The sequence below is a fragment of the Thiomicrorhabdus aquaedulcis genome, assembly GCF_004001325.1.
Taxonomy (GTDB): Bacteria; Pseudomonadota; Gammaproteobacteria; order Thiomicrospirales; family Thiomicrospiraceae; genus Thiomicrorhabdus; species Thiomicrorhabdus aquaedulcis.
The window spans coordinates 889,088-905,674 of the sequence record NZ_AP018722.1 but is presented as its reverse complement, the minus strand read 5'-3'; the positions used below and the strand labels follow the sequence as shown (position 1 = coordinate 905,674).

The 16,587-nt window shown below is 46.3% G+C and carries 19 protein-coding genes; 7 read left to right on the top strand and 12 right to left on the bottom strand.

Annotated features, from left to right (window positions below; translation table 11 throughout):
• Window positions 1-5: 5 nt before the first annotated feature.
• Both cobT and cobU read right to left on the bottom strand, forming a co-directional pair.
• Window positions 6-1,058: a nicotinate-nucleotide--dimethylbenzimidazole phosphoribosyltransferase gene (gene cobT / locus EP181_RS04060; protein ID WP_127470525.1), complete on the bottom strand. Its 1,053-nt coding sequence runs from the start codon at window positions 1,056-1,058 to the stop codon at window positions 6-8.
• 18 nt (window positions 1,059-1,076) lie between these two features.
• Window positions 1,077-1,628, bottom strand: a complete 552-nt coding sequence (gene cobU, locus EP181_RS04055) for a bifunctional adenosylcobinamide kinase/adenosylcobinamide-phosphate guanylyltransferase (protein WP_127470524.1) — start codon at window positions 1,626-1,628, stop codon at window positions 1,077-1,079.
• A 258-nt stretch (window positions 1,629-1,886) separates the two neighbouring features.
• Here cobU and EP181_RS04050 point away from each other — a divergent pair, with 258 nt between their 5' ends.
• From EP181_RS04050 to EP181_RS04020, 7 genes are all read left to right on the top strand, one after another.
• Window positions 1,887-3,011 carry an NAD(P)/FAD-dependent oxidoreductase gene (locus EP181_RS04050; RefSeq protein ID WP_127470523.1) on the top strand — a complete coding sequence of 375 codons (1,125 nt, stop codon included), beginning with the start codon at window positions 1,887-1,889 and terminating at the stop codon, window positions 3,009-3,011.
• A 74-nt stretch (window positions 3,012-3,085) separates the two neighbouring features.
• Complete coding sequence (locus tag EP181_RS04045; RefSeq protein WP_127470522.1) at window positions 3,086-3,445, top strand: DUF6858 family protein; 360 nt, start codon at window positions 3,086-3,088, stop codon at window positions 3,443-3,445.
• 325 nt (window positions 3,446-3,770) lie between these two features.
• Window positions 3,771-4,223, top strand: coding sequence for a hypothetical protein (locus EP181_RS04040; RefSeq protein WP_127470521.1), 453 nt, complete (start codon window positions 3,771-3,773; stop codon window positions 4,221-4,223).
• Window positions 4,224-4,248: 25 nt separating this feature from the next.
• The gene (gene greB, locus EP181_RS04035) at window positions 4,249-4,725 is read left to right on the top strand and encodes a transcription elongation factor GreB (protein ID WP_127470520.1); all 477 of its coding nucleotides are present in this window, start codon (window positions 4,249-4,251) and stop codon (window positions 4,723-4,725) included.
• A gap of 133 nt (window positions 4,726-4,858) precedes the next feature.
• A complete protein-coding gene (locus tag EP181_RS04030; protein WP_127470519.1) occupies window positions 4,859-5,761 on the top strand; it encodes a PA4780 family RIO1-like protein kinase in 903 nt (300 codons plus the stop codon).
• A complete protein-coding gene (locus EP181_RS04025) occupies window positions 5,758-6,009 on the top strand; it encodes a transporter suffix domain-containing protein (protein WP_127470518.1) in 252 nt (83 codons plus the stop codon). The genes EP181_RS04030 and EP181_RS04025 overlap by 4 nt, the downstream gene beginning before the upstream one ends.
• Window positions 6,010-6,153: 144 nt before the next feature.
• Window positions 6,154-6,915: an EAL domain-containing protein gene (locus EP181_RS04020; RefSeq protein WP_127470517.1), complete on the top strand. Its 762-nt coding sequence runs from the start codon at window positions 6,154-6,156 to the stop codon at window positions 6,913-6,915.
• Window positions 6,916-7,122: 207 nt separating this feature from the next.
• Here EP181_RS04020 and EP181_RS04015 read toward each other — a convergent pair whose 3' ends face one another.
• From EP181_RS04015 to EP181_RS03970, 10 genes are all read right to left on the bottom strand, one after another.
• Window positions 7,123-7,695 carry a DUF445 domain-containing protein gene (locus EP181_RS04015; RefSeq protein ID WP_338064743.1) on the bottom strand — a complete coding sequence of 191 codons (573 nt, stop codon included), beginning with the start codon at window positions 7,693-7,695 and terminating at the stop codon, window positions 7,123-7,125.
• A 64-nt stretch (window positions 7,696-7,759) separates the two neighbouring features.
• Window positions 7,760-8,140: a holo-ACP synthase gene (gene acpS / locus EP181_RS04010; RefSeq protein ID WP_127470516.1), complete on the bottom strand. Its 381-nt coding sequence runs from the start codon at window positions 8,138-8,140 to the stop codon at window positions 7,760-7,762.
• 14 nt (window positions 8,141-8,154) lie between these two features.
• Window positions 8,155-8,904, bottom strand: a complete 750-nt coding sequence (gene pdxJ, locus EP181_RS04005; protein WP_127470515.1) for a pyridoxine 5'-phosphate synthase — start codon at window positions 8,902-8,904, stop codon at window positions 8,155-8,157.
• Window positions 8,905-8,965: 61 nt separating this feature from the next.
• Window positions 8,966-9,709 (bottom strand): DNA repair protein RecO, encoded by a 744-nt coding sequence (recO, locus tag EP181_RS04000; protein ID WP_127470514.1) that lies wholly within the window; start codon window positions 9,707-9,709, stop codon window positions 8,966-8,968.
• Between the two features lie 52 nt (window positions 9,710-9,761).
• On the bottom strand, window positions 9,762-10,748 hold the full coding sequence (gene era / locus EP181_RS03995) for a GTPase Era (protein WP_127470513.1): 987 nt from the start codon (window positions 10,746-10,748) through the stop codon (window positions 9,762-9,764).
• A 62-nt stretch (window positions 10,749-10,810) separates the two neighbouring features.
• On the bottom strand, window positions 10,811-11,524 hold the full coding sequence (rnc, locus tag EP181_RS03990; protein WP_127470512.1) for a ribonuclease III: 714 nt from the start codon (window positions 11,522-11,524) through the stop codon (window positions 10,811-10,813).
• A gap of 2 nt (window positions 11,525-11,526) precedes the next feature.
• A complete protein-coding gene (lepB, locus tag EP181_RS03985; RefSeq protein ID WP_127470511.1) occupies window positions 11,527-12,297 on the bottom strand; it encodes a signal peptidase I in 771 nt (256 codons plus the stop codon).
• Window positions 12,297-14,105: a translation elongation factor 4 gene (gene lepA, locus EP181_RS03980; protein ID WP_127470510.1), complete on the bottom strand. Its 1,809-nt coding sequence runs from the start codon at window positions 14,103-14,105 to the stop codon at window positions 12,297-12,299. The genes lepB and lepA overlap by 1 nt, the downstream gene beginning before the upstream one ends.
• Before the next feature lie 257 nt (window positions 14,106-14,362).
• The gene (locus EP181_RS03975; protein ID WP_127470509.1) at window positions 14,363-15,790 is read right to left on the bottom strand and encodes a DegQ family serine endoprotease; all 1,428 of its coding nucleotides are present in this window, start codon (window positions 15,788-15,790) and stop codon (window positions 14,363-14,365) included.
• Window positions 15,791-15,883: 93 nt separating this feature from the next.
• Window positions 15,884-16,447 carry a SoxR reducing system RseC family protein gene (locus EP181_RS03970; protein ID WP_127470508.1) on the bottom strand — a complete coding sequence of 188 codons (564 nt, stop codon included), beginning with the start codon at window positions 16,445-16,447 and terminating at the stop codon, window positions 15,884-15,886.
• Window positions 16,448-16,587: the final 140 nt, after the last annotated feature.

Sequence of the window (16,587 nt, the reverse complement as noted above, 5' to 3'; positions counted from 1 at the left end):
CTAAATCAACTCTCATCGCCGTGACTCACCCCAGCCTGCTCAAACGTGGCCATATTTTGATGCAATACGCAGGCCATTTTAAGCACACCAACGGCCATCATAGCGCCCGAACCTTCGCCCAAGCGCATCTGCAAATCTAATACGGGCTGGGCTTTTAAGGCCTTAAAGACCGCCATTTGTGCCGGCTCAACCGAACGATGTCCAAACACCATCCACGCTTGCGCCTGCGGTGCGGTTTGGCACACCACCAAGGCGGCGGCACAGGCAATGACCCCGTCAATGACCATGGTTAAACCGTGTTGGGCGCAGGCAAAATACGCCCCCACCAAGGCGGCGATTTCTAACCCGCCCACACAGCGCAACACCGCCATGGGATTGGTCATCTGCGCAGCATGCAACTGCAAAGCCTGTTCAATTAACACTATTTTATGAGCTTTTTGCGCGGCATTAATGCCCGTGCCCAAGCCCACCAAGGGAGCAACCGGTTGGGCGCAAAGCTGGGCAATCATGGCGGCGGCCGATGACGTATTGCCAATGCCCATTTCGCCCCCGACAAACACATCGGCGCCGGCGGCCAGTGCCCGCGCCACCGCTTGTTCTCCGGCGTGCAAGGCGCTTTGCAACATGTCGGGGGTCATGGCCGGTTGCACCGAAAAATCAAACGTACCGGCCGCCACACGGTTTGACACTAAATTTTTGAGCGGTGCGACATCGGCCAGCACGCCCACGTCCACCACCTCAAACGCCGCTTGATGCGCGCGCGCCAGCACCGTAATGGCCGCACCGCCGGCCGAAAAGTTTTTAACCATCTCAGCGGTTACCACAGCAGGATACGCCGACACACCCTGCTGGGCAATGCCATGATCGGCGGCAAACACGCTAATCCACGGCAACACTATGCTAGGACATTCACAGCCTTGATGACCGGCTAATTGAATCGCCAACGCCTCTAACACGCCTAACGAACCGGCGGGCTTGGTTAAACTTTGTTGACGAATCGCGGCGCGTTCTGACCAGGCCTGGTCAATCGATTTTATGGGTTTTAAGGTTACTTGCATTAACGTTCCTAATGAGTTTTATTGTATTTTAAGCGGCAACGGCAAGCCGGCCACCATTAACGTTACGTTATCGGCGCGCTGCGCCAGACGCTGATGCAAACGCCCCAAAGCGTCAACAAACTCGCGTGTAAGTTGCCCCAGTGGCATAACCCCCAAACCAATTTCATTGCTCACTAAAATCAGCGGCACGTTCATGCGTTCTAACTGCACAAACAGCGCATCGGCTTGTGTTTGGAGCTGCTCAGTTTCTAAAACATTGAGCGTCCACAGCGTTAAACAATCCACCAAAATACAGTATTGAGGGTGATTAAATTGCGCCAAGGTACTGGCCAAGTTAAGCGGGGTTTCGACCGTTTGCCAATCATCTGGCCGGTCGGCTTGATGCTGTGCAATGCGCGCCAACATTTCAACGTCGTGCGCAAGGGGTAAATCAATGGGGTGGCTCAAACTGTACGCAGTCGCGGTGGCCACATACACCACCTGCAATCCTGCTTGCGCATGCTGTTGCGCCAACTGCTCAGCAAACCGACTTTTACCCGAACGAGCGCCTCCTAAAACCAACTGCAGCATGCAACGCCTCCTTTTCAATGTTTTTATGTTAAACAAGCGTTTTGCGTCATTGTACGCTACGCACTCCGGCGCACACGGGGCGTTATTCTAACGGATTGGCATTTAAAAACAGCAAACAAATCAATATTTTGCTTGAGTTAGACATCAACTCATAAGTTAATTTTGGTAAGATTCATAAACAACTTTAAGATGCTTATCCTATAAATATTTTCTATAATGCATCAAATTAATTAATGATTAAACCACAGAGTATCACCCATGAACATCACCATTTTAGGCAGCGGTTTTGCCGCACTCACCGCAATTAAACAAACTCGTAAATTAGCCCCCAACGCCAACATCACCGTTATTGCCCCTACCGAAGAACTGGTGTATTACCCCAGTTTAATTTGGATTCCGGCGCGTTTACGCAAGGGCGACGATTTACGCATTAATTTGCATAACTTTTTTAATCGTCAGCGCGTGCAGTTTGTAGAAGGCACTGTGCAAAACGTCATTAATCAAGGCCGTACAGTCGTGACCGACAAAGGCACCTACCCTAACGACGGCTTAATTATTGCCAGCGGAGGACGTTTTATTAAAAAACTTCCCGGCATTGAACACGCCATTACACCATGCGAAGGCATTTTAGCCGCCGAAAAAATTCGTGACCGTTTAGACGCGATGGAATCGGGCACCATCGCCATTGGCTTTGGCGCCAACCCCAACGAACCTTCGGCCATGCGCGGCGGGCCAATGTTTGAATTTTTGTTTGGTATTGATAACCTACTGCGCAAACAAGGTCGCCGTAAAAATTTCAAAATTGTGTTTTTTAACCCGTCTGCCCAACCCGGTTTACGCTTAGGCGAAAAAGTGCCCGAAAAGCTCGCCAGCATGATGGCCAAACAAGACATCGACACTCATCTTGGCCACAAAATGGTCGGTTTTGAGAGCAACCTGGTTAAAACCGAAGGTGGTGAGTTTCACGCCGATTTAATTTTATTTATGCCTGGCATGACCGGCCCGGCGTGGTTAGACCAATCAGAACTGCCCAAATCACCCGGCGGCATGATTACCGCCAACATGCAGACGCAAGTTGAAGGCTATCAAAACGTCTTTGTCGCCGGTGATAACGGGAGTTTTCCAGGACCCGATTGGCAACCCAAACAAGCGCACGCCGCCGATTTACAAGCTAAAGCCGCCGCCACCAACTTGGTTAAATCGCTGCAAGGGCAAAGCGACTTTGTTAGCTTTAAGCACGAACTTATTTGCATTGTAGACACCTTAACCCACGGCATTTTAATCAAACGCACCGAAAAAGGCACCACCTTATTACCGCCTTGCCGTCTACTGCATTGGGCCAAACGCGGCTTTGAAATACTGTATTTGCGTCAATACAAATAACACAAAGACCCTAACCACTTACCAATTACAACTTAAGAGAATTACCCCATGAAACAAAAAATATTTAAAGAAAAATACCCTATTTTGAACTTGAATTTACCAAAGACGAGTCTAGATTTGCCAGCGTAAAAGACATTTTAAATTATTTGCACGGCTTAATTGAAGCGCACCCAAAAGCGGTTAACATCGCCATTTTTGACCATTACAGCCACACCAAAAGCATTGATGGCGAAATTAATCCCGACATTAAAGACGCGCAAAACATCATTTTATGTTTTGGTATGCAACTGCCTTCGGCCGACCCAGTCGCCGTGCGCCCACGCTCTATTGGCGTAACCGATTTGGGCGATCGTTTTGTGGTCAACTTTATGGAAGCCCCTAATCCCATTGCCAACGACACCATGGAAGCTTGGGTAAAATCGTTGATTAAATAAGTCGTAAATGAACGTTTAACCTCTCTTAAAACCGCCCATCTTTTGGCGGTTTTTTATTTTAGACACGCGGCGGAAGAAGCCAACGCCTTAAAGAGACCTTTGCACGAGTCGATGTACGGCCAAAAATGGTTAAAATTTTCCTGCTTTTCGTTGGAAAACTTGTTAATAGCCAGCTATTCACTGCGTTTCCCGCCTTAATCAGGTAAATTTTTCCACATTTTTTTCTCGCACCCCACTCGTGCAAAGGTCTCTTAAAGTTAAACATTGGATTTACCCCTTAAAACCATTACACTTAAAAATTGTTTTAACTTTGGGGGTCACACTTATGTCAACACCAGTGCTATTTATTGTTACGGCTTTTTTAATGTTAAGCCTGCCCATTCAAGCGGCCACCCCTGCCACGGCACAAACCACGCAGCCACAAAATACCCCGCAGCCTTTAGCCGACGCCGCATTGCATACAGCCCTTATTGAAACCGCTATTCGCTACGACTTTTACAACAAACGCTGTCGCGGAGTCAGTTTTGACAAACATTACGACAAAGTAAACCGCTTGTTTGTCACCAAATACCGTTTAACCGCCCACAACTACGTTAAACGTCATCTAAACCAAGACATTAAAGTGCTAAAACAAGCCCTAGAACACCAGCTTAACGAGCAACTCAATCAACTTAGCAGCTGTCAAAACGCCAAAGACCAAGGGTTAGTAGACGACTTACAAAACCAGTTTAACCAACTCTACCAACAAGCCGAAAAATCCCCCTGGTTTCCAGAATAACCCCACACTCATTTAAGTTAATACGATGAACAGCCCAGCAAATTTAATCACTCAAGAAGGCCGTGCGGTCTTAGAAAAAGAACTCGACTTTTTATGGCGCATTGAACGACGCGACACCACCGTAGCGGTAACCGAAGCCGCTGCGCATGGCGACCGGTCAGAAAATGCCGAATACAAAGAAGGTAAGCGTCGTTTGCGTGAGATTGATCGCCGTATTCGGTTTTTACGCAAACGCTTAGACGAACTTAAAATTGTGCATTATTCGCCACAGCAAGAAGGCAAAGTCTATTTTGGCGCATGGGTAGAGCTTGAAAACGACGCCAAACTGGTGGTGCACTATCGCATTGTGGGCGCGGATGAATTTGACCCGCAAAAAAACGCCATCAGCATCAACTCGCCCATGGCGCGGGCGCTGATTGGCAAACAAGTGGACGATGAAGTGACGGTCATTACTCCAGAAGGCACAAAAGTTTGGTACGTTAACCGCATTTGGTATAAATAATATCCTTTAGTAGTAACCTTTGCACACTCAGCCAATCCAACCGATTAACCGCCCTTTTTAGCCTTTTTGAGTCAAAAAATTGTATGATGCCATCCATATTGTTATTAACGCCTAAGGACGCTGTAAATACCCCATGAAAACCCCAAAAAGAATTTTGCCATTGGTTGAAGATGGCCTGGTGGATGAAGTGTTGCGTCCGTTAATGAGCGGTAAAGAGGCCGATGTATTTGTGGTGCGCTGTGGTACTCAAATACGCTGCGCCAAGATTTACAAAGAAGCCAATAAGCGCAGTTTTAAAAAGGCGGTTGAATACCAAGAAGGACGTAAAGTTCGCAACAGTCGCCGCGCGCGTGCCATGGAAAAAGGTTCTAAATTTGGCCGCGCCGAACAAGAAACCGTTTGGCAAAATGCCGAGGTAGACGCACTTTACCAACTGGCCGCTGCCGGTGTTAGGGTGCCACAACCCTACGGCTGTTTTGACGGCGTGTTGTTAATGGAATTAATTACCGACGAAAACGGCGACGTAGCCCCCAGACTCAACGACGTAACCCTTACCCACGAACAAGCACTTGAAGACCACGCCGTGGTCATGCACTACATAATGCGCATGTTGTGCGTGGGCTTGGTGCATGGCGATTTATCGGAATTTAATGTGCTACTCGACCAGTACGGCCCAGTGATTATTGACCTGCCCCAAGCGGTGTACGCGGCGGCCAACAACAATGCCAAACGCATGCTGGCACGTGATGTCAATAACATGACCGAATACTATGGCCAATACGCACCCGAACTGCTTACTACACAGTACGCCAAAGAGATCTGGGCACTGTTTGAAAAAGGCGAACTAGACCGTGACTTGCAATTGACTGGCGAATTTGACGAAGTAGAAATAGAGGCCGATGTGGACGCCGTGATGGAAGAGATTAAAGCCGCTTTTGCGGCCGAACAAGCGCGCCTGGCTCGTTTAAGAATTGCCCAGGGGTTAGAAGACGAAAAACCTGTGGACGATGATTATTGCCCACCTGAATATAGATGACATTAAGTGATTACCGTATGCTAAAAACGTTGGGCTATGGACTGATTGCGCTGTCAACACTGGCTTGGATTGCGGTGTTTATTGTGCCGTTTTTAGACCTGAGTGTTGGGCAAATCGCCGCGTTTATCACGGCACTGATTATTTTTGCCGAAGTGACGTTTTACCTGGCGATTTTACTGTTGGGCAAACCGCTGTGGCAAAAAATCAAACAGACGCTGAGCAACAAGCTTAATCGTTCGGTGGATTAACAGACCGTTTAAAAGCTCAAATTAGCGGTGTCTGTTTAAATAACGCGTGTAGAGCGTGACTGTTGTCTTAAAGTTTTTTAAATTCATCTCTAATTGGCTTGTTACAGCGTAGAATAATCATTTTAATTTTAAGGAACCTTTTTTATGGGAACCTACTTTCCAATTGCGGACATTCAAATAGGCTGTGAGCATTGTGCCGCTCAACTGCCCTTTGGTTTTAGTTATGCGTTTCAACCCATCGTTAACATTTCAACGCACACCATTTTTGGTTATGAAGCCTTAGTGCGTGGCGAAAATGGTGAGTCGGCTTACAGCATTTTGTCGCTAGTGGATGACCAAAATCGCTACGCTTTTGACCAGGCCTGTCGGGTTAAGGCCATTGGTTTAGCCGCGCAACTTAACTTAAAATCGATGTTAAGCATTAACTTTTTACCCAATGCCGTCTACCAACCAGAGCATTGCATTCAAAGCACCTTACGCGCCGCAAAATTGCATAATTTTCCAATTAGTCAAATTATGTTTGAGATTACCGAATCTGAAGTGGTTGTGGATTCAAAACACCTTACTAAAATCTTTAATTACTATCAAAAACAAGGCTTTACCACGGCTATTGATGACTTTGGTGCGGGTCATGCGGGTTTAAATTTATTGGCCAATTTCATACCCAATATATTAAAAATCGACATGGAATTAATCCGTGACATTCACCTAAATCCAGTTAAACAAATTATTGCCAAAGGGTTGATTTCGATTTGCCAGCAACTCAACATTACCGTGCTGGCCGAAGGGCTTGAATGCAAAGAAGAAGTAGACTTTTTTGCCAAAGAAGGGGTAGAGCTGATGCAAGGTTACTATTTTGCCAAACCCGGCTTTGAAACCTTACCCGAAGTGGCCGGCTTTGTATAAAACCAGTTTTATTTAAAACAATCAACCAGGCCTGGTCATTCAAAATGCCCAGGCCTTAAAAGCAACATCATGCCATCATTGGGGCGACCAGCCCCGAAACCAAACCAATTAGCCCACCAAACACGCCACCCCACACCACCAGCCAACCAAGGTGTTGCTGTATCATGGTGTGCACCATTTGCTTTACCATTTGCGGGGTAAGTTCGGTTAGCCGGGCATCAATAATTTCTTCGATTTTGCGCGAATTTCGGCCATCACATTGGGCTGATCAATCTGATTTTTAAGCAGTTCTATAAACGATTCTTGTTGTGTGAGTTCAATCAACGACTGTTTCATATTAAGCACAAACGGCTCTTTTAGCGGCGTGAGTGCGCTAGCGCCGCCAAACATGCTGAGCATGCTGCCAAACGACGAGTTCATAATCACGTCCACCAGCTTGTCAAACGAAGGCGATAAATCGACTTTTTCAATGACCGGTTGCAAGTGCAAATGCACCTGCGAATCTTGCCCGCTTACAAAGCGATCAATGTTGGCTTGGGTAAAAAACTGTTCCATCATGAGCGTTTTAATGGCATTTTTAAAGGCCTCAAACTGCGCGGGAATCACCCCAGAACCGACCAGGCCTGGTACTTTTTCAAACAACATATGAATCGCCAGCCAGTTGGTTAACCCGCCCGATAAGGCAAACAAGCCAACCAAGCTCAATAGCGTGTTATTTAATAACACACCGGCCACCAGCAACAACGCCGCAACTAGATTGGTGATAAGACTTTTATTCATGCTATGAGTTCCTAACGATGGTTTTTTAAAGAGTGCGTGAAGAATAAGGCGGGTTAAGACTTCCTTAGCGCTGTTCAGCAATGACAAACGCCACCGCGTGAGTTTTTTCATCGCTCACACTCACCGACCAATTGGTAATGCCCAAGCGGTTGGCGTGAGCGAGTGTTTGATTGGCTAAGGTTAAAATGGGCTGCCCCAAAGGACTGTGGCCAATGGTCATATCGCAAAAACAGACCCCTTGGCTAATGCCCGTGCCCAACGCTTTAGAGACCGCTTCTTTAAGCGCCCAACGTTTGGCCAAAAAGCGTTCGGGGTGGGTGTGCTGGGTGTAATCCAATAACTCGCTGGGCGACAATAAACGTTTGGCAAACGCATCACCTTGGCGCTGGTACACACCCGCAATCCGCGCTACGTCTACAATGTCGGTGCCAATGCCAATAATCATATTAAGCCTTTAATTTACTCAGGCAGATACGCTTGTTGACGCGCTTCCACCATCAAACGCTTCATCTCACGAATCGCTTCAGGCAAGCCGACAAACACGGCGTGAGCAATAATGGCATGACCAATGTTAAGCTCTTCAATCTCTTTAATGGCGGCCAGCGGCTGTACGTTATGATAATGCAAGCCGTGCCCCGCATTGACCACCAAACCCAAACGGGTGGCGTACTCTGCGGCATGGCGAATACGCTCTAGCTCAGCGGCAATTTCAGCCGGCTTGGTTAACTCGGCATAGGTTCCGGTGTGCAGTTCAATTACTGGCGCACCGGCTTCTTTAGCGGCTTCAATTTGCACTTCATCTGGGTCAATAAACAGCGATACTCGACAACCCGCTTGCGCCAAACGCGCGCACACTTGGGTAAGCCATGGCAGTTGGCCGGCCACATCCAACCCGCCTTCGGTGGTGAGCTCTTCGCGTTTTTCGGGCACAAGGCAAATGTCTTCGGGTTGATGTGCTAAGGCAATTTGCACCATCTCTTCGGTGGCCGCCATCTCTAAGTTGACTTTGGTTTGACGCATCGCACAAATTCGCGTTACATCACTGTCTTGAATATGGCGACGGTCTTCGCGTAAATGCAACGTTATGCTGTCGGCACCGGCCATTTCTGCGTCTAGAGCCGCTTTAATCGGGTCGGGGTATCGCGTACCGCGCGCTTGTCTTAAGGTGGCAACGTGATCAATGTTTAGCCCTAAATAGATAGGTTTCATGGCAATTTTCCTTTTAACAAGTGCAAATAGAGAGGTTTTATAGTCGACTTTATCGGTCGTCTTAATACGTCGTTGGCGCGCGGCTAAACAGTTGCCGCGTCATAATGGGTTTTGCGCCCAAATGCGCTTGCAACGCGCTGCGCAATAAAGCTTTCCACGCGTTCATACACGTGGGGCAAAGGCTTAACTGAGGCAACTTTAACAAACATTCACCCCGTATAATCACCGCTTGACCCGGCTCGGTCACAGAGTCCATTAACTTCACCGCCCCCATTTGGGGGTAGTAAGCGTATTGGGATTGTGGGTCAAGCGGTTGCTGTTGGGTATCCACATCACACACCAAACCAAACCCCAATGCATCCAACAGTTGAAACTCAAATTGGCGTAATGACCAGGCCTGGTCAAGTCGATTTTGGGCGTTGGCCAGATGGTACAAACTCTGTTGATAATCCACAAACAGCGCCTCAGACACCACGCCAGGATACAGCATTCGATACAGCAGCTCGTTTTCATACAAACCACACACCGCGTTTTCGCCCAACAACGGAAAACGTAAGGGTGTGGCTTCAAGTTGCTGTAAGGTAATTAGATCGGATGTAGCGCGCGGATTGTGACGCCACCCAATGGTCAGCATTTGAAACGGTTGCAGCATGGCCACTTTGTGCGCAGCGGCTTTTTTGCCACCACGCACACCACGCACCACCGCCGTTAGCTTGCCATAATCCGGGGTAAACAAGCTTACCAACGAACTGGTTTCCCGATAGGGTCTGGAATGCAGCACAAAGGCGTTTTGTTCAATATCCACGGGTTACCTGGCAAAAATTAACGGTGTTAACGCCGTTAATGGTGCTAAAAACTCAACTGCTGTAATTGTCGTCGTAACCCAAACTGGCCAACGCACGTGCGTCATCCGACCAATTTTCTTTGATTTTAACCCACAACTCCAAATGCACTCGACCGTCCAGCAAGGTGGTTAAATCTTTACGTGCTTGAATGCCCATCTCTTTAATAAGCGAACCTTTGTTACCAATCACAATTTGCTTTTGCCCAGGGCGCTCTACCAAAATAAGTGCATTTACTTCCCAGCGATTTTGGTCCTCGTTAAACTTAAGCTGTTCAATTTCAACAGTAGCGCCATACGGCACTTCTTCGCCTAAACTGCGCATGAGTTTTTCACGAATAATTTCCGATGCCAAAAAGCGCGTTGAACGGTCGGTAATGTACTCTTCTGGAAACAGTTTGGCTTGATTGGGCAGGTATTTTAAAACTTCTTTTTCAACCAAATCCAACCCATTGCGCTTGTAAGCCGAAATAGGGATTAACGTCGTAAATTCAACGTTAGCGGCCACTTTTTGCAAGTACGGAAACAGGTCTTCTTTGTTTTTAAAATTATCAATTTTATTCACCAACACCACCACCGGCGTTGGACTGCCTTGCAATTTTTTAGCGACCGCTTGGTCTTCACTGCTCCAACGCCCGGCTTCGACCACAAATAAAATGACGTCTACATCGGCAAACGCGCTGTTGGCGGTGCGGTTCATATAATCGTTAATGGACTTTTGCCCACCCAAGTGCATTCCTGGCGTGTCTACATAAACAATTTGATGCGTGTCGGTGGTGTGAATGCCGTGAATGCGATGGCGCGTAGTTTGTGGTTTGTGTGAGGTAATGCTGAGTTTTTGCCCCAGCAACTCGTTCATAATAGTGGATTTACCCACATTAGGACGGCCAATTACCGCAGCAAAACCGGCTTTGTAATCAGAGTGTGCCGCCAATTCATCGGCTGATTGTGCCAATTCCGCGCTGGCTAAAATAGCCTCCAGTGAAAGTATATTGTCTGTCATAGCGTCCTTATGTACCACAAATGCATAAGACAAAGCTTACGCAGGTTGACCATGATTGGTCATTAAAATTCGCCTAAGGCTTCCAGCGCTATTTCGGCGGCTAATTGTTCGGCCTTGCGACGGCTTGATGCCGTAGCCTCAAATTTTGAGGTGAGTTTTTCAACGTAACACGACACTGTAAATTCTTGGGCGTGTGCGGCACCATTTACACTAATAATACTGTATTCGGGCAGCGGTTGATTATTAGACTGCAACCACTCTTGCAAACGTGTTTTAGGGTCTTTACCAACATTTTTAGGGTCTAATTCAGCCAAGCGCTCTTGATAAAAACGCGTAACCAAATCTCGACACACATCCAATCCGCCGTCTTCATAAACCGAGGCAATAATGGCCTCAACCGCATCGGCAATAATCGAGTTACGTCGGTAACCGCCACTTTTTAGCTCACCGGGTCCCAAGACTAAATAATCGCTTAAATTATACTCTCGGCCAATGACCGCCAAGGTGTCACCCTTAACCAAATGAGCGCGAATACGGCTCATGTCACCTTCTGGCAAGCGGTCAAACTGGTGAAACAACACATCGGCAATCATAAAATTGACCAAACTGTCACCCAAAAACTCCAACCGCTCGTTGTTTCTAGAACCCACACTGCGATGGGTTAAAGCGCGTTGCAAATAGTCAATATTTTGGTACTCGTAACCCAGTTTTTTAGACAACGCATTTAATTTTGCCATGCGCTCTACTGGGAATGTATCTGAGGATTTAACCGCCATAGTTAGTTAATCCCTTTACCAATGCGGTTAAAATGCACGCCATTATCCCAGTTCATCCAAATACCAAAGGCTTTGCCTTTAAGATTTTTTTCGGGGACGGTACCCCAAAAACGACTGTCGTTACTGTGATCACGATTGTCGCCCATCATAAAGTATTCACCTTCGGGAACCGTAAGTGTTTGAATGTCTAAGCTGGCTTTGCTTTCATCCCACAAAATGCGGTGTTCATGCCCATCGCTTAAAGTTTCTTTAAGTTCTTTAGCGCCGTTCATCACCGAACCCGATTCGTTTCCAACGTATTTACCAATAGGTTCATAACTGACTGCTTGGTCGTTAACGTACAACACACGGTCTAAATAAGTAATACGATCACCCGGCAGACCCACTACGCGTTTAATGTAGTCAACATCGGGGTCTTTGGGGTATTTAAACACCACCACATCGCCGCGTTGTGGCAGGCTGATCGGAATAATAGTGGTTTGCAATACCGGCAATTTAACGCCGTAAGAAAACTTATTCACGGCAATAAAATCACCAATTTCTAACGTGGGGTACATCGAACCCGACGGAATGCGAAACGGCTCGATAATAAACGAACGCAAGACCAATACCACCAAAAACACCGGGAACAACGAGCGCGCGTACTCAACCAAAATTGGCTCTTTTTCGGTGGTAACCGCCGCTAAGCGCTTAGGACGCCAAATGATGCGATCAACATAGGTGATCACGCCGGTAACGGCCGTAATCATCACTAAAATCAGTTCAAAGCTCATTAAGACTCTCCTCCGGTATCTAAGATGGCCAAGAAGGCTTCTTGTGGTAGTTCAACACTGCCAATCATCTTCATGCGTTTTTTACCCTCTTTTTGCTTGTTCAGCAATTTTTTCTTACGCGAAACGTCACCACCATAACACTTGGCGGTCACGTTTTTTCGCAAGGCTTTGACGTTGGTGCGACCAATGACTTTTGCACCAATGGCCGCTTGAATGGCCACGTCAAACATTTGCCGAGGAATAACGTCTTTGAGCTTTTCAATAATAACTTTACCACGCTGAACTGCAAACGCTCGATGGACAATTACCGATAACGCATCGACTGGTTCGCCGTTAATTAAAAAGTCCATACGCACCAAGTCATCGGCCTGAAAACGCTTAAACTCATAATCCATAGACGCATAACCACGACTGCAAGACTTTAAGCGATCAAAGAAATCCAAAACCACTTCGTTGAGCGGCAGTTCATAATGAATAGACACCTGACCACCCGAGTAGTTCATGTCTTTTTGCACGCCGCGTTTTTCAATGCACAACTTCATTACAGCGCCCACGTGTTCGTGCGGGACTAAAATATTAGCCTGAATAATCGGTTCTCTGATTTCGGCCACAATGCCTAAATCGGGTAATTCTGATGGGTTATCAATGGTCATAACTTGACCATTTTTGGTCAGAATCTCATAGATAACCGTGGGTGCGGTGGTGATTAAATCCAGATCGTATTCACGCTCTAAACGCTCTTGCACAATTTCCATGTGCAACATGCCCAAAAACCCACATCTAAAACCAAAGCCAAGTGCTTCGGATGTTTCAGGTTCAAAATGCAACGCGGCATCGTTTAAGCGTAATTTACGCAACGATTCACGCAAGTCTTCATACTGATCGGATGCAATAGGAAACAACCCTGCAAACACGCGTGGTTGCGCGGGTTTAAACCCAGGCAACGCCACAATATTGGGTCTTGCGGCATCCGCCAAGGTGTCGCCCACTGGCGCACCGTCGATGTCTTTAATACCCGATGTCACGTAACCAACTTCACCGGCCGACAAAAAGTCTTTTGGCGTACGTTTAGGGGTAAAAACCCCTACTTCATCCACCAGATAAACCTCTTGAGTGGACATGACCTTCATTTTGGTTTTTTTGCCAATTTTGCCGTCAATCACGCGAACTAATGACACCACACCCAGGTAATTATCAAACCAAGAATCGATAATCAAGGCTTTTAGTGGTGCGTCTGGATCGCCTTGTGGTGGTGGTATTTTTAAAACAATTTCTTCCAGGGTTTCTTCAATACCAATACCCGCTTTGGCGCTGGCACGAACGGCGTCGGTGGCTTCAACCCCAATAATTTCTTCAATTTCTTCAATAACACGCTCGGGATCGGCGGCTGGCAAATCTATTTTATTTAACACCACCAACACTTCTAAGCCTTGCTCGATGGCGGTGTAACAGTTGGCTACGGTTTGCGCCTCAACGCCTTGCGAAGCGTCTACCACCAATAAAGCACCTTCGCAGGCGGCTAACGAACGCGATACTTCGTACGAAAAATCGACGTGTCCTGGGGTATCAATAAAATTAAGTTTGTAGGTGTTACCGTCTTTTGATTTGTAGTTTAGGGTGACGCATTGCGCTTTAATGGTAATGCCTCGCTCACGTTCAATGTCCATTGAATCTAGAACTTGAGTGGACATTTCGCGATCGGTTAAACCGCCACATAGATGAATAAACCGATCGGCAATGGTCGATTTTCCGTGGTCGATGTGCGCAATAATCGAGAAATTACGAATAAACTTTAACTGGTCTGACATTTAAACTCCACAAATCAACAGGTTAACTTTAAATTAGAGTCGCCCGCTGGTAAAAAACCATCTCATAAAAAAAGGGGCCAAAGCCCCTTTTAATCCACTTACCCAACCCTGCTTATTTAGCAGTTAAATAGCAGTTAAAATATATTTATTGAGCTCATCGATTTTTGGTTCAAATCAAATAATCGCGTATTTTACGCTATATCCTAAAAATCCGCATCTTAAAATACGTTGCATGACCGGCCAAAAAAAGCCTTGGATTATTTTTCAAACACCAGCGGTAAAAATAACGACTGATTATTTCGCACCACACGTACTGGCAAAGAGCGACCTTTTGGTAAGGTTTTAACAATTGCTTCAAATTCGCGCGCGCTTTTAATGGGTTTAAAATCAATGGTCACTAAAATATCGCCTTTGCGTAAACCAGCTTGCTCGGCAGGTCCACCCGTTACGTTGCTCACCATGACACCAAACGGAAGCTTTAAATCGTTTAGCACATTTTTATCTATGTCTTCTACCGTGGCACCAAAGCGGTTGCTGATGTGCTGACTGGCTTGAGCATCGCTGCTCATTTCGGCTTGCTCTAGTGATACTAATGTTAAGCTCACAGTTTTTTCTTTGCCTTGTCTTAGGAGTTTGACGTCCACTTTTTTATTCACCGGTGTAACCCCAACAATGGGCGGTAAATCAGATGATTTTTCAATGATTTTGCCATCAAACTCTAAAATAATATCGCCTGATTCAATACCCGCTTTTTGTGCGGGAGTATTGGGAAAAGTTTCACCGACTAAAGCACCCATAGGCTTAGTTAAGCCAAACGATTCAGACAAATCTGAGGTGACTTCTTGCACTTGCACACCCAAGAAACCACGCGTGACTTTGCCAGTTTCTTTTATTTGGTTGACCACATTCATGGCAATATCAATGGGAATGGCAAAGGATAAGCCCATCGAACCACCACTTTTGCTGTAAATTTGTGAATTTACCCCAATAACTTCACCATTTAGGTCAAACAATGGCCCACCCGAGTTACCCGGATTTATGGCCACATCGGTTTGTATAAAGGGCACGTAAGTGTCTTCGGGTAATGCGCGCCCAAGTGCACTCACAATCCCTTGAGTAACAGTGTAATCCAAGCCGAATGGTTCACCAATCGCGACGACCCACTGGCCTACTTTTAAACCCTGTGATCGGCCAATTTTTGCAACCGGCAAATCTTTGGCGTTAATTTTTAACAACGCCACGTCCGTGCGTTTGTCTGTACCCACTACGGTGGCTTTTAATTCTTTGCGATTACGCATGCGTACCACTATTTCGTCGGCACCCTCTATAACGTGATTATTGGTAATAATATAGCCATCAGCACTGATGATAAAACCCGAACCCAGCGAATGTACTTCTTCTTTGTCGGGAGCCGATTTTCCATGTGGACTTTGCGGTGCGCCTAAGCCGGGAATACCGAAGAAATAACGTAGCATGTCATCAGGCATGCCTTTAAATTGGGGCGGCAACTCTCGTTCTACCTTTTTAGTGGTACTAATATTGACCACCACCATATTATTCTCTTCAACCAATTGCGTAAAATCAGGTAAGCCATAACGACTGTTATTGTCGGCGCTGGCGTAAGGGATTTGCACCACTAACAAGCACGATAACATTACCGAACTAAAAAAAGACCCTTTCTTCATGTTTATCACCTCTCATTAATTAAGTAAACTTTGCACCAGTAAATTGTCAATACATGAGTTTTGCATTGATTATCTCGTTCAAAGGCCTCATTTTTAAGTTAAATTTTTGTCATTAACACGACTGAGTACGCTTTGTATGCAAGGCATAATGGGTTGGTAAAATTTACGTGTCAACGTCCAACCCACAATCAAGCCAAATAGACCGCCCACAATGGAACCTACATCCATTAGCACGGGGCTTGCGCCGAGCGTTTGAAGGATTTGACTGCTAAGCCAGGCCAAAATAAACAAGCCTAATAATGGTAAACCATAGGCCATAAAAGAATGCTTAAGCAAGCGTGACTCGTCTAAGCTTAACATCACCACATCACCAGGTTGACAATGCTCGGTGTTACTGACTTTAATGGCCGAGTTTACACCCGAAGTACTGCTAAACAGTTTAGACAACGCTGATGTGCCGCAGCCTGAAGAAGATTGACAACCACTACACCCTGTTGCACGTTGGGTAACAACGTAGGCAAAGCCTTTGTCTACCGATTCAACCACACCCTGTTCAAGCAGTAACCGCTTGGCGTATTGCTCGGTGTTTGTGGAATTGTGTTGCGAGCTTTCAAATATAAGATTACCGGCATTTTCATTTGTATTTGGCGTTGGCATTAAACTTCTAAAACCTTTTTTGTCGTCACGCTTAATTTCAATTTTTAGGAACTTTTACAGCTGTAAAGGTCTCTAAAAATACCATTAACTAACCAAAGCCAATTAAGGTCAATTAAAGGGCATCTTTATTAACCCCAGTT